Genomic DNA, 13,409 nt, shown 5'->3' on the forward strand with positions numbered 1-13,409 from the left:
GCCGCGGAAGGTGTTGATTCCGCGACCCAGCGCGCAAGCTTGGGAAGGGCGGTTTGAGAAGCAAGTCGCGAGTGACGATGGCGCCAGCGACGCGGCATAGTCCGCCGCACTTAACGGAAACCGCTACCCCGGGGTCGGTATGTTCTTCATGAGCTTTTTCACAGCGTCGTATTCAATATACATCTCCGCACCTAGCGACGCCGACAGAAACGCTATCTGCTTGCCTTTCGATTCGTGCTTCCAGTAGGTATTTTCGAGCTTGGCGGCTGCGTCGATATAGTCTCGACTGCCTGGCTCAAGAATCGAGATGCTATACACGATATTTTGCATCAGCATTTCAGTGAGCAGGAACCGTGTAGCACCGTCGAAGATCAGCGTGAAAACCCGCGTGTCAAGCCTTAGACGCAAACTCACGACCTTGCTTAAATGGTCAACCTCCACGGCGATGATGTAAGCGTCGTGTAGTTCTTCAAAAATCTTTGGATTGGTCATTTTCATCATCTTTAGTATGGCATCGGCGAAAACGGCACTACGGCCCAATCCCGATTGCTGTCAACCCAATTGTGAGCGTGAGGCTTAATGCCCCCATGCGCATGGTCGAAATCCAAATCTACGTAGCCTTTACCGTCATTGCCATACAAGCGCATTTGCCCGCTTCCCGGATTGGTACACCACGACCCTGGTTCTCCATTGTTCGGGGTCTTCGCAATGTCGAAACCATCGCCGAAGCTGGGCATATCGCCAAACTCAAATGGCGCGACATTGCTTAGCGGTGTATTGGCACCGCCAATCGCCGTCACATCACCTAAATCGAAAGCATCGTCGTCACCGAGCGATGGAAGCGCCGACGCAACAGCGGACACTACGGATACAACCGCCGCTGCAAGCGTGCTTGTTCCCTCACTGGCAGCGCGCGCGGCAATGTTGCGCGCTTGCGCTTCCGCCATCGTTTCAACGTGCCGGAACGGTTTTTGTAGTGCCCGAGATTCCCGTGCGATACGCTCGTCGATTTCCTGGTTATACGCCTTCAGGTCATCTCGGTATGCTTTCGACCGGGCCGCGTAGCTGCTGGCGCGTTCGGCAATGTCCCGTTCATACGCTTCATAGTCGAATTCGCGCGTCGGAACGAAACCGTCGTGGGCGATGTAAGCGGGTTCCGCTCGCACAATCACCACATCCCCGTTGCGCAGTTCCCGGCAAAGCGCGTCGATAACATTCTTCGGGCTTTCACCGTATGAACTAGGCCGGTAAGACGGGAACGAATCGACAAGGAACTTTTGCGCCCGCTCGACTAGATCGGGCTGGCTCGCCCAATGCTCGATGTTAGCGGCCTTGAACAGCGCTTTTCCGGCATCTAGGGCTTCCTGCTGTTCTTCCGTTCTCATGTTTCGCGCGTAGTCCCACTTTTTATAAAGTAGGAAGCGATAGCGGCCATACCGCATCAATTCGGTTGTCATCCTGATTATTTCTTTGTTGTAACACCCCCAACCCTAGCGCACTTCTCCGCGCGTCCATCTCAATAAACAGACGGACGCGCGGGCGGTGACTTTCAAGGGGTTTGCGTCAGGTGTTTGCAGCAACGCGCGTATAACATCGATGCGCCAGAAGACCGACCTAGCGGACAAGTAGACGGCAGCCGGGAAACGCACGCTCCGAACATCGCGTCTCGAGGTGGGTATTGAAATCGGAATCTGCGTTAGAACTTGCTCGACCGTGCGCAACTTATCAGGCGGCAAATCGACAAGGAACAGAAGTGCCGTCACGGGGTCGCTTCGCTGCCCCTGTTGCCAAGTGTGCGGCAAAGCCAGCGCAAAGGCGTGGGTGGGCCGTGGTGCGATCTTAAGCGCCCTCGCTGGTAAGCAATAGCACTTTGTGCCCTACATCGGACTAACGTAATGAACTTTCTATCGTTATGAATGCGGCGCGCGCGGCCGGTCGGTGTGAATCGGGGGCAGCACCGATAGCAACGCGTCGTCGCCATGCCCGCCGTTGTCGTCTACGTGGTGTTCGCGCCACCAGTAATGCTGATGACGGTACAGCCGCTGATCCGCGCGACCGCCAACTACCGACCAATCCTGACCTCAAACCCAAGATTGAGCGCGAACCAACTCAATTCTTTAATCCTCAAACGCCTCAACCTCATGCCGCTTACCAAGCAACATTGCATCGGCAACATGCTGAAGCGGGCTGACATCGACATCGCTTGAACCGGTCGAGATCAGCTCGAAGAATCGATCATAAAGGCTCGGATATTCCCTCTCCGCTTCGATGTCCTTCACCTCCCCATCGATCTTCAAAAATTTCCCGCCCTGAGCCAAATGCAAGACGCCATCGCGGGTGGTCACTTCGATCTGCCACAACTCTTGCGGACCAAAGCGCCAGTCGAATTCCGCCCGGATCGGGGTACCAAGCGCATCGCTGAAATCAAGGTTCGCGGCAATCGGATTCTGCCGGTTCGCAGGAACGAACAACTCTGCCGACTTCAGGAAAAACGCGTGCGGCAAGATACGCGTGATGATGGATAACGCGTTGATACCCGGGTCGAATACACCGAGACCACCCGGTTGCCAGATCCAGTCCTGTCCCGGATGCCAGCGGCGCACATCTTCTTTCCACAAGACGTTCACTGCAGTGATCTCTCTCCCGGCCAACCAAGCACGCGCGGTTTCAACGCCCGGTGCATGACGGGAATGCCACGAAGCAAACAACGAGCATTTATTTTGCTGCGCCAGCGCGGCGAGCACGGTAACCTCGGTCACGCTCGCGCCCGGCGGTTTCTCCAGCATCACATGCTTGCCCGCTTCAAGCGCCTCTCGCGCCTGCGAGAACCGGACTTGCGGCGGCGCGCATAACGACACGGCTTGCAAAAGCGGCTCCGCTGCAAGCATGTCCTCGACATTCTGATAATTGTTAATCCCATCGATCTTCGCATTCCGGCTCGCCCCGGCAACGAGCTTGAACCCGGAATGACCGGCAATGGCGGGTAAATGCTGATCGCGAGCGATCTTGCCGACGCCGGCAATGCCTATCGCAACTTGCTCTGTCATGGTTGGACCTTAAACGTAAAGATAGCTTCGTGGATGTGGTGCATAAAGGTGACGTGTCATACGCGCCGGCTTAATGCGAATGACGCGGCACATCGGCACCCCGACATCCTACGAGAAAATCGAAATCACAGCCTTGGTCCGCTTGCAGCACGTGATCAACGTACAGCTTTCTATACCCGCTCGTATCCGCTGCGGCAACTGTTTGTACTTCGGCCCAATTAGCGAGACGAGAGGTAAGTTCCGCATCGCTGATGTCAAGATGCAGCTTGCCGCCAAGGCAGTCCAGTTCGATCCAGTCGCCTTCCTTCACTACCGCCAGCGGACCGCCGGCACGCGCTTCGGGCGCTACATGCAGCACCACGGTGCCGTACGCCGTACCGCTCATGCGTGCGTCCGAGATCCGCACCATGTCTGTCACGCCTTGCGCCAGCAGCTTGGGCGGCAAGCCCATGTTGCCGACTTCCGCCATACCCGGGTAACCCTTCGGTCCGCAGTTCTTCAGCACGAGCACAGAGTCGGCCGTGACGTCCAGTTCGGGGTCTCCGATGCGAGCCTTGTAGTCATCGAAGTTTTCAAACACAACCGCGCGGCCGCGATGCTTGAGCAATGACGCCGTTGCCGCCGAGGGTTTGACCACCGCGCCATTCGGCGCGAGATTGCCGCGCACGATGCACAGGCCGCCATCGGCGACGAGGGGCTTGTCGAGCGGACGGATGACTTCTTCGTCATAGATAGGCGCTTCTTTCGAGTTCTCCCATAGCGAATGGCCGTTCGCTGTCAGCGCGTCGGGATGGGGCAGCAAGCCCGCTTCGCCCAAGCGCCGGATCACGCCGGGCAAGCCGCCGGCGTAGTAGAACTCCTCCATCAGGAAGCGCCCCGATGGCTGCAGATCGACAAGCGTAGGTGTGCCGCGGCCAATGCGCGTCCAGTCATCGAGTTCAAGGTCCACGCCAATACGCCCAGCGATCGCCTTCAGATGAATCGCCGCATTCGTCGATCCGCCAATTGCCGCGTTCACGCGAATCGCGTTTTCGAAGGCTTCTTTCGTCAGGAGTTTCGAGAGCCGCAGATCCTCTAGCGCCATCTCCACAATGCGCATGCCCGACATATGCGCGAGCACGTAGCGCCTGGAATCAACGGCCGGAATGGCCGCATTGTGCGGCAGCGTCACGCCAAGCGCTTCGGCCATGCAGGCCATGGTGGATGCCGTGCCCATGGTGTTGCACGTGCCCGCCGAACGCGACATGCCCGCTTCCGCCGACATGAATTCGTGCAGCGTGATCTTGCCCGCCTTCACTTGCTCGCTGAGCTGCCAGACCACCGTGCCCGAGCCGATATCGCGGCCATGATGTTTGCCGTTGAGCATCGGGCCACCGCTTACCGCGATAGCCGGCACGTCGCAACTTGCTGCGCCCATCAACAACGCGGGCGTGGTTTTATCGCAGCCGACAAGCAGCACGACGGCATCGACCGGATTGCCCCGGATCGATTCCTCCACGTCCATGCTCGCGAGGTTGCGTGTGAACATGGCGGTCGGGCGAAGGTTGGATTCGCCGTTGGAGAAGACGGGAAATTCAACCGGGAATCCACCCGCTTCGAACACGCCGCGCTTCACATGTTCGGCGATCTTCCTGAAATGCGCGTTGCAGGGCGTAAGTTCTGACCACGTGTTGCAAATACCGATGATCGGCTTGCCCTGGAATTCGTGATCAGGGATGCCCTGGTTTTTCATCCAGCTTCGGTACATGAAACCGTTCTTGTCGGCAGAGCCGAACCATTGGGCTGAGCGCAGTGGGCGTTTTGCGTCTGACATCGATTTTTCCTTACCGTTTACTATTCGTTTGCTATTTCAAGACTTCATTCGTACGAACGCATCGTGCATATCGTGTGTTCGGGACCTGTTATTAACTCCGCGACCCAAGCGCAACGGGATCGGCTTTGTTCGCGGCATCGTGTTGCCGTGCCGCATCGCGTCGCTTTAGCTTGGACCCCGCTCGTTCACCCGATGCCGTCCCATCCGATTTGCGCCGCGCCGCATGCCGTTCGATCACACGCTGCAACAGGCAGAACGCGCACAGAAGCGCTCCTATCACGATGCGGGTCCACCACGAGCTCAGCGTGCCGTCGAACGTGATGAGCGTCTGGATGGTCCCGAGAATGCCGACGCCGAAGACCGACCCGATCACATAACCAACACCACCCGTGAGCAGGGTTCCGCCAATGACCGTGGCGGCGATCGCATCGAGTTCCATGCCCTGGCCTTGCAAGCCGTATCCCGACAGCACATACAGCGTGAACACCACGCCGCCCAGCGCCGAGCAGAAGCCGCTCAACGCGTAGACACCCACCTTCGTGCGCGCCACAGGCAGGCCCATCAGCAACGCGGAACGTTCGTTGCCGCCGACCGCGTAGACGTTGCGCCCGAAGCGCGTGAAGTGGGCGACGAAGATGGCGCCCAGCAGCGTCGCGATGGCGATCAGGCCGCCTGCTGTCAGTGAAGCACCATGAATATCGATGTGAAAGCCTGACAGTGCATGGAAGCTAGGATCGTTGATCGTGATCGACTGCGTGGTGATGAGGAAACACGCGCCGCGTGCGAGGAACATGCCCGCCAGCGTGACAATGAACGGCTGCAGTTTGAAGAAGTGGATCAGCGCGCCCATCGCTGCGCCGTACAACGCGCCAAGCACGAGCACGAGCGGCACGATTACCCATATCGGCCAATGCAGATGTTCGGCGAATACGGCGCAGAGGATGGTCGTCAATGCGACGACCGATCCCACCGACAAGTCGATGCCACCCGATACGATCACGAACGTCATGCCGATCGCGACGATCAGCAGGAAGGCGTTATCCACGAGCAGGCCGAGCAGCACTTGCAGCGAAAAAAATCCGGTGTACATCACGGAGCCGAAGCCGAACAACGCGATGAACAACACGATGGTGACGACGATCGGCAGGGTGCGCGGATCGACCAGGCGGTCGAGAAGGTTCCTCATTTTGCTGCCTCAACAAGGGGCTTTTTCATGGCGTGGGGGAAGGCGCGTTTCAGTTGCCGCATGATGACCGTGCGGGCAGTGGCCGACTGGACCACGCTTACTACCAGCACGACCGCTGCCTTCACGACGAGCGTGGCTTCAGGCGGTACGCCGATGGAATACGTGGTGTAGGTCAGCGTCTGGATGATCAAGGCGCCGAGCACGGTGCCCGCGAGGCTGAACCTTCCGCCGAGCAGCGACGTGCCGCCAAGCGTGACAGCGAGGATCGCATCGAGCTCGAGCAACAGCCCGGCGTTGTTGCCGTCGGCGCTGCGCACGTTGGAGCTGATCAGAATGCCTGCTATGGCTGCCGTCAGTCCTGAGAAGGTATAGACCCCGAACACGATTGCGCTCGAGCGCAAGCCAACCAGTTTCGTGGCCACCGGATTGATACCGATCGCGCGGATGAACATGCCTAACGCGGTTCGATTCATGAGCAGCGCGGTCGCTGCAATCGCACCAATTGCGACCCATACGGAACACGGTATGCGCGCCAGATAACCGCCGCCCACCAGGAGATAACCCGGTGCTCCGATCGGGATGATCTGACCGCCCGTGAGCAACTGCGCGACGCCGCGGCCGGCCACCATCAGGATCAGCGTGGCAATGATCGGCTGCATGCCGACGAACGCCACCAGCACGCCATTCCACATGCCGGCGAGCACGCCTACTGCGAGCGCGGCGGCGAGGGCTTCGATGACCCGCGTAGGGTCGTCGGCGAGGATGCTGGCGGCTGCCGCACCGGCGATTGCGACAACCGCGCCGACGGAGATATCGATACCGCGTGTTGCGATCACGAGTGTCATGCCGAGCGAGACAAGCACGAGCGGCGCGGCACGATTAAGGATATCAATAGGCGCGCCGAACCAGTGGCCGTCAAGCACTGTGACTGAGAGGAAGTGTGCGTTCTGGCTCAGGTCGAGCAGGATCAGCAGCACGAGCGTGAGGACCGGCCATACGAGAGCGTGTTGCAACACGGCTTTGATGCGGTTCATCGGCTGCCTCCCGCAATGAGTCGATAAACCTGATCTTCAGACGCCGCGTGTCCCTCGACCTCAGCCACCTTGCGCCGGTCGCGCAGTACCGCGATCCGATGGCTCACGCGCACGACCTCGCTCACCTCGGAAGAGATGAAGACAATGGCAAGCCCTTTCGCACAGAGCGCCAGCACGCGATCCATGATTTCGAATTTGGCCGCGACGTCAATGCCGCGCGTGGGTTCATCGAGGATCAGCATTTTCGGTTCGGTCGCAAGCCAGCGTGCGAGCAGCACCTTCTGCTGGTTGCCGCCCGACAGAAGTCCAATGGGCTGTTCGGCATCGGACGCCTTGATGTCCAGCCGCTTAATATAGTCGTCCGCTATCTGGCGCTGTTTCGCCCGGCTAATGGCGCGCCACCAGCCGCGTTGCACTTGCAGCGCGAGAATGATGTTCTCCCGTATGGAAAGATCCGCGACAATGCCTTCCTTCTTCCGGTCCTCCGGGCAATACCCTATGCCGCGACGCACTGCATCGCGAGGAGAACGAAGCTTGACCGATTTGCCGCCAATCGACATGTCGCCCGCGTCCGCCCGTTCCGCGCCGAACAGGAGCCGGGCGGTTTCGGTACGGCCGGAACCGAGCAGGCCAGCCAGCCCGAGGATCTGGCCGGGCTGTACGTCGATATCGACGGGATTCATGACGCCACGCCGGCCGATGCCGCGCATTTCGAAAAACGACGGCACGGCGGTTTTGGGCGCGGGGGGTTCGTCGGCCGCACGCTTTAAGCGCTCGGTCATCCGTTCGTGGCCCACCATCTTCGAAACGAGCAGTTCCACCGGCAAATCGCGGGCTAGATATTCGCCTTCGCGCTCGCCGTTACGCATGACCGTGATGCGGTCCGATATCGCGTAGGTCTGTTCGAGAAAATGGGTGACGAAGAGGATCGCCATGCCCGATTGCTTGAGTGTGCGCAGCACGTCGAAGAGCCGCGCGACTTCGCCATCGTCAAGGCTTGAGGTGGGTTCATCGAGGATCAGCACGCGCGCATCCACCGAGACCGCGCGAGCGATTGCCACCATTTGCTGCACGGCGATGGGATACGTATCGAGGGATTTGGTCACGTCCAGGAAGACGTTCAGGTCGGCAAGCGCCGCTTCGGCCCGCGCATGAATGGTCTTCCAGTCGATAGCGCCACGCCGCTTCGGTTGACGCCCGGCGAATACGTTTTCAGCGACGGACAGATTCGGACACAGGTTTACTTCCTGATAAAGCGTCCTGATTCCCGCCGCTTCCGCGTGGAGCGGGGTGGCGAAATTGACAACTTCGCCGCCAAGCCGTATCTCGCCGGCATCGTGTGTATGAACGCCGGTGAGTACGTTGATAAGTGTCGATTTGCCGGCGCCATTCTGGCCCATCAGCGTATGGATTTCGCCGGGAAACAAACTGAAGTCCACGTTCTGCAAAGCCTTGACACCCGGGAACGACTTGGTGATACCGATGGTTTCAAGAAGGGGCGAGCCGGTCATGAACGAAGGCCGAAAAGGGGAAATGGAAGGGCGCCGCGAGTCCGTTGTTTAAGCTTATGCAACGGACTCGCGTTTGGCGCGGATTGTCTCCGCGACCGTGACTGCGGAGGTTTAGTACTTCCGCTGCGGCAGGACTTGCGCTGCCACGCTCATCGGGAAAATGGTTTCTTCGGTCACGATGCGCTTAGGCAGGGATTTGCCTGCCACCACCTCTTTCACCGCCGTCATGAGCTGCGGTCCGAGCAAAGGACTGCATTCCACGTCGACGTTGATCTTGCCCGCGACCATTGCTTCGAAGCCGCCCTTGGTGGCGTCGAACGAGATTACGGTCACGTCCTTGCCGGGCTTGATGCCGGCTTCTTCCATCGCCTGGATTGCACCGAGCGCCATGTCGTCGTTATGGGCGTAGACCACGTTGATCTGCTTGCCGTAGGTCTTGATGAAAGCTTCCATGACCTGCTTGCCGCCGGCGAGCGTGAAGTCGCCGCTTTGCGAAGCGATGACCTTGAACTTCGGATCGTTCTTGATCACTTCGAGCAATCCGGCGCGACGATCGTTGGCGGGCGCTGAGCCGACCGTACCCTGCAATTCGGCAATGTTGATCGGACCGGCGTCGTTCTTATAGTGGTCTTCGAGCCATTTGCCTCCACGACGGCCTTCTTCAAGGAAGTCGGAGCCGATCATGGTGACGTACAGCGACGTGTCTTTAACATCGATATTGCGGTCAGTCAGGATCACCGGAATATTGGCGTTTTTCGCTTCGATGAGTACAGGTTCCCAGCCGGATTCCACCACCGGGGAGAACGCGATTACATCGACTTTCTGCGCGATATACGAGCGGATCGCCTTGATCTGGTTTTCCTGCTTTTGCTGGGCGTCTGAGAATTTCAGATTGATGCCGGCGTCTTTGGCTGCGCTTTTGACGGAAACGGTATTAGCGGTCCGCCACGCGCTTTCCGCGCCGACCTGTGAGAAACCCAGGGTGATCTTGGTGTCATCAGCGTGGGCGGTCAGGCTTGCGCCCAGCAATAGTGCAGAACCAAGCAGCGCACCAATGGCTGCGCGTCGAGCATGTCTCATGGTTGTCTCCGATTTAGTTGTGTTTGTGTTCGGTACCGCCGCGCTTTTGCGTGCTTGTGCGTGCTTTTGCTTTTTCGCGCGGTCGTTCATTCAGAACGTACCGGAATGAAGCGTAGCGCCGGGGTTCATGGCGGTCCAATCAGTTATTTGGCGTTTGCAATATCAAAATTGGTATAGCGGAGGGGGTTTCTGCTCGTCGCAGATGGCAGTGCGCGCGATGTTCTGGAGAAAACGCTGCAGCTACGCGGCAATGAACGCGTTCACGGCAACCAGGTAACTCTTGAACCCGGCATCCCGAAGTACCGCGCTGACGCGCTCGAGTTCGCGCCGTGTGGCGTTGTCAGCGTCGCCTTGCAGGCAGAGGGCGAGCACGCGGCCGCGCGCCGCGAATAGCTCCGCCCAAGGCAGCGGCTCGACGCGCGTATATTCCTCGAGGGCCGTCACGTAGCGCAGGGCTCCGGGCGCGTCGCCGATCGAAAGCATCGCTTCGATGGCGTCGCGGTAGAACCACAGGTGATTGTGACCGACCGCGCCGAGACGCAGCAGCTCGGCACCCTTGGCCAGGAAACGCGCACGCTCGCTGTCGTCCTCCACCGCACGGCTCAACGCGCCCACTGCCTTGGGAGCGCTGAACTGCATGCCGACTTCGCCACAGATCGCGAGCGCTTCATGCAGCACGCCTACAGCTTCTTTCCGGCGGCCGCAATCAAGCAGCACGCGCGCCTGCATCTCCCTATTTTGCGCCTCGAAGCGGCGCGCTCCCAGTTGCCGGATCAGCTGCATCTCCAGCTCGAGATGGACTTGTGCCGCCTGCAAGTCGCCCATTTCGAGGCAGGCAAAGGCGCCTAGCGTCTCGCCTAGCATCTGCGCGCGCGGCTGCCCAACCAGCGTTGCCGCACGCACGGCGGCAACTGCGTCCTCACGCGCTTGCCGAGCTTCGTTGAGGTACATCCGGCTGAAACCCTGCATCGAACGATTCGCGACCTCGATGCGGCCGAGGCCATGTTCGCGACTCAAGGTAACGCAACGGCTGAAGTGTTCGAAAGCCGTCCGCATCCGGCCTTGCGCGTAGGCTGCGTCGGCAAGCCCGCCGAGAGCGCGCGCCTCCGCTTCGGGAAGGCCCAGGCGCCGCGCATACGAAAGCCCTCGCTCATGCTCGGCGCGGCAATCCTCGATCTTGCCAAGGGGAAAGAGGATGTTTCCACGCAGATGGTGCAGGCGCGCGAGTTCAGACACCATGTCATCGCGTTCCGCCACTTTCTGGGCCGCTTCCAGCAGGGCCAGGGCCTCAGCAAGACCTTCATTGACCCGTAGGCCCTCCGCGAGCCCGAGTTGCGAGCGGCATACGGCTGCTTCGTCCGGCGCAGCGGCCAATGCCGCCCGGTACGTGTCAAGCGACGCCGCGATATCACCGAGGTCCCGTTGCAGTTCGCCCTTGAGGCAGATGAGCGCGTGGCGGTCCGTGTCCTTCTTCGCGATGTCGAGGCCTCGTTCGATCAGGCGTACCGCCGCCTCGATAAAGTAGGCCGTGCGTTGCGCGACGGCCGCGTCAAGATACGCCCGGGGGGCGCGGTCATCGTCGGCGCGATCGAGATGCTGGGCGTACAGCACGGGGTCGGTAGCCGCGAACCAGTCGGCGGCTCGCCGATGCAACTCGCGCCGGCGCGTTCGCAGCAGCGTCGAGTAGGCACCTTCCTGAATCAATGCGTGCGCGAACAGGAGATCGTCGCCTTCAGGTACCACAAGCGCATTGGCGACCAGAGCATCGCAGACGTAGCCGGGTTCATCTATAAGACGCCGCAACAACGCCACGTCAAAGCGCTGCCCGATCACCGCAGCCGCCTGAAATGCCTGACGGTCGCGCGGGGTCAGCCGGTCCATGCGTGCCAGCACCAGGCTTTGGATCGAGGCGGGGACAGCTTCACCACTACCTTCTTCGGCGTTGCGCAGGAGCTGTTCGAGGAATAGCGGATTGCCGCCCGCCCGCTCGATGCAGGTGAGCGCTACACACTGGCTCGCGTCAATGAAATCCCCCGCAAGGCTCAATGCCTCGTCTCTTCGCAACGGCCCGAGATCGATGGTGGCAAACGGCGTACCGCGACAGCGCGTTCGCCAGGCGGCGTCGAGTGGATCGCCTTCCACGCGCGATGTCATCACGAGCAGGCCCGGGCCGTTGGCCAAGCCCGAGGCGAAGGCCGTGAGGTCGTCGAGCAGCTGCGGGTCAGCCCAATGGAGGTCCTCCACGACAATCATGACCGACCCATTGCGGCATGCATTTTCAGTCAGCGTCGCGATGAGGGCCTGCTTGCCGCGTTTGCGCGCGGCGTGCGCCATCGCGTCATAGAGCGTCCGCCATTCACCGGATTGCGGCAGATCGAGGAGATCATGGAGGAACACGATCTGCTCAGGCTTGACGACGCCGGCCGAGACGACACGCTCGACGGCGATGCCTGACTCGGCGCCACCTGTAGCGGGCGACAGGCCGAGCAGGCTGCCGATGACAGCTCGCACCGGATCCTGGCCTTTGCCGACCCCGAAATCCAGCACGAGGCCACGATGGATCTCAAACCCCTGCGCCTGCGCGACGCCGCGCATCTCATTGACAAGCCGCGTCTTGCCGATGCCCGCATCGCCACGAACATGCACGACATGCCCTGCTGGCCCGGCGAGACATGCGCGCACAATCCCATGGAATTGTTCGAGTTCCGCCTTTCGTCCGACGAAACGGCCGCGGCTGGCAGCCAATGGCTCGCCCGCCACGCTGCGCAGCCGCCATACCCGCACCGGTGTATCGATACCCTTGAAGCACATGTCGCCGGCCGGGTCGCAGACTGCATAGTCGCCGAGCGCGCGGCGCACGCCGTCGGAAATCAAGGTCTCGCACGTCTTGGCCGCTGCCACGAGCCGCGCGGCGAGATTGACCGGATCGCCATGCACCGTGTAGTCCTGCGCGTCGGCACGTCCGAGCGCGCCCGCGACAACCTCACCACTGGCAATTCCCACGTGCGCCTGCAAAGGCCCTGATGCCTGCGCGCCAAGCTGAGCCAGCGCGTCGTGAATATCCAGCGCGGCACGCGCCGCGCGCAGCGTATCCGAGTCGTGCGCGCGCGGAGCACCGAACAGTGCCATGACGGCATCGCCGATGTGCTTGTCGATCGTGCCGCCGTAAGCGAGCACGATGCCGTCTACGAGCGCGGTATAGCGGCCGACGACTTCGCGCAATTCTTCCGGATCGAGCGACTGGGACAGCGCGGTAAAGCCGCACAGATCAGCAAACAGAATGGTGACCTGTCTGCGCTCATCCGCTTGCACGTCGACCACGGACGGCGTCGCGCAAGACCCCGCCGTGGCGAGTTCGGAAATGGACAAGAGCATGCGCTTGCGGTGGCCAAGCGAATGGACCCCGAGCTCCTTCAGATCCGCGTCGGTCAGTCGGGGCAACATCGCGAAGTCGACATCGTTGTCGGCAAATGTGCGCGCGTATTGCTCGAGCGCCAACAGGCTCAGCCATCGTTCAATATCCATGACCGTCACCGAACGCCGTTTCCCGAAGCAGCGGCCCTCGTTAGGCCGCAACGCGGCTCGGTTTCCCCTCGCTGCTCAAAACGTATCTGTCCGCCTGACCAGAAATCAGACGAATTGACGCTGCACGATTTGCAGCATCGAACCCACACGGGCTGTTTCCTGTTCCGACGTTTGCCCGTGAATACACAGTGTAGGCGTCACGCGACCAGATGT

At 60.4% G+C, this 13,409-nt stretch carries 9 protein-coding genes; all 9 read right to left on the minus strand.

The genetic code is table 11. The annotated features are described in order from the left end of the window. Positions 1-123 precede the first annotated feature (123 nt). Positions 124-492, minus strand: a complete 369-nt coding sequence (locus FH08_RS0111565) for a hypothetical protein (RefSeq protein WP_152602791.1) — start codon at positions 490-492, stop codon at positions 124-126. 11 nt (positions 493-503) lie between these two features. After that, the gene (locus tag FH08_RS51805; RefSeq protein ID WP_152602792.1) at positions 504-1,442 is read right to left on the minus strand and encodes a hypothetical protein; all 939 of its coding nucleotides are present in this window, start codon (positions 1,440-1,442) and stop codon (positions 504-506) included. 675 nt (positions 1,443-2,117) lie between these two features. Then, positions 2,118-3,047 carry a Gfo/Idh/MocA family protein gene (locus tag FH08_RS0111575; protein ID WP_031358475.1) on the minus strand — a complete coding sequence of 310 codons (930 nt, stop codon included), beginning with the start codon at positions 3,045-3,047 and terminating at the stop codon, positions 2,118-2,120. A gap of 70 nt (positions 3,048-3,117) precedes the next feature. Beyond that, positions 3,118-4,860: an IlvD/Edd family dehydratase gene (locus FH08_RS0111580; protein WP_031358476.1), complete on the minus strand. Its 1,743-nt coding sequence runs from the start codon at positions 4,858-4,860 to the stop codon at positions 3,118-3,120. A gap of 91 nt (positions 4,861-4,951) precedes the next feature. After that, positions 4,952-6,046, minus strand: coding sequence for a galactofuranose ABC transporter, permease protein YjfF (yjfF, locus tag FH08_RS0111585; protein ID WP_031358477.1), 1,095 nt, complete (start codon positions 6,044-6,046; stop codon positions 4,952-4,954). Beyond that, positions 6,043-7,080 carry an ABC transporter permease gene (locus FH08_RS0111590; RefSeq protein WP_031358478.1) on the minus strand — a complete coding sequence of 346 codons (1,038 nt, stop codon included), beginning with the start codon at positions 7,078-7,080 and terminating at the stop codon, positions 6,043-6,045. Before FH08_RS0111590 ends, yjfF begins: the two co-directional genes overlap by 4 nt. Then, positions 7,077-8,591: a sugar ABC transporter ATP-binding protein gene (locus FH08_RS0111595; protein ID WP_031358479.1), complete on the minus strand. Its 1,515-nt coding sequence runs from the start codon at positions 8,589-8,591 to the stop codon at positions 7,077-7,079. The genes FH08_RS0111590 and FH08_RS0111595 overlap by 4 nt, the downstream gene beginning before the upstream one ends. A gap of 111 nt (positions 8,592-8,702) precedes the next feature. Then, complete coding sequence (locus FH08_RS0111600; protein WP_031358480.1) at positions 8,703-9,671, minus strand: ABC transporter substrate-binding protein; 969 nt, start codon at positions 9,669-9,671, stop codon at positions 8,703-8,705. 240 nt (positions 9,672-9,911) lie between these two features. Further along, on the minus strand, positions 9,912-13,196 hold the full coding sequence (locus tag FH08_RS0111605; protein ID WP_031358481.1) for an adenylate/guanylate cyclase domain-containing protein: 3,285 nt from the start codon (positions 13,194-13,196) through the stop codon (positions 9,912-9,914). Positions 13,197-13,409 lie beyond the last annotated feature (213 nt).

It is taken from the genome of Caballeronia sordidicola, assembly GCF_000729995.1.
Lineage (GTDB): Bacteria > Pseudomonadota > Gammaproteobacteria > Burkholderiales > Burkholderiaceae > Caballeronia > Caballeronia sordidicola_A.

Coding starts and splice junctions, on each gene's coding strand:
- FH08_RS0111565 (WP_152602791.1), bottom strand. CDS start 492: ATGACCAATCCAAAGATTTTTGAAGAACTACACGACGCTTACATCATC.
- FH08_RS51805 (WP_152602792.1), bottom strand. CDS start 1,442: ATGCGGTATGGCCGCTATCGCTTCCTACTTTATAAAAAGTGGGACTAC.
- FH08_RS0111575 (WP_031358475.1), bottom strand. CDS start 3,047: ATGACAGAGCAAGTTGCGATAGGCATTGCCGGCGTCGGCAAGATCGCT.
- FH08_RS0111580 (WP_031358476.1), bottom strand. CDS start 4,860: ATGTCAGACGCAAAACGCCCACTGCGCTCAGCCCAATGGTTCGGCTCT.
- yjfF (WP_031358477.1), bottom strand. CDS start 6,046: ATGAGGAACCTTCTCGACCGCCTGGTCGATCCGCGCACCCTGCCGATC.
- FH08_RS0111590 (WP_031358478.1), bottom strand. CDS start 7,080: ATGAACCGCATCAAAGCCGTGTTGCAACACGCTCTCGTATGGCCGGTC.
- FH08_RS0111595 (WP_031358479.1), bottom strand. CDS start 8,591: ATGACCGGCTCGCCCCTTCTTGAAACCATCGGTATCACCAAGTCGTTC.
- FH08_RS0111600 (WP_031358480.1), bottom strand. CDS start 9,671: ATGAGACATGCTCGACGCGCAGCCATTGGTGCGCTGCTTGGTTCTGCA.
- FH08_RS0111605 (WP_031358481.1), bottom strand. CDS start 13,196: ATGGATATTGAACGATGGCTGAGCCTGTTGGCGCTCGAGCAATACGCG.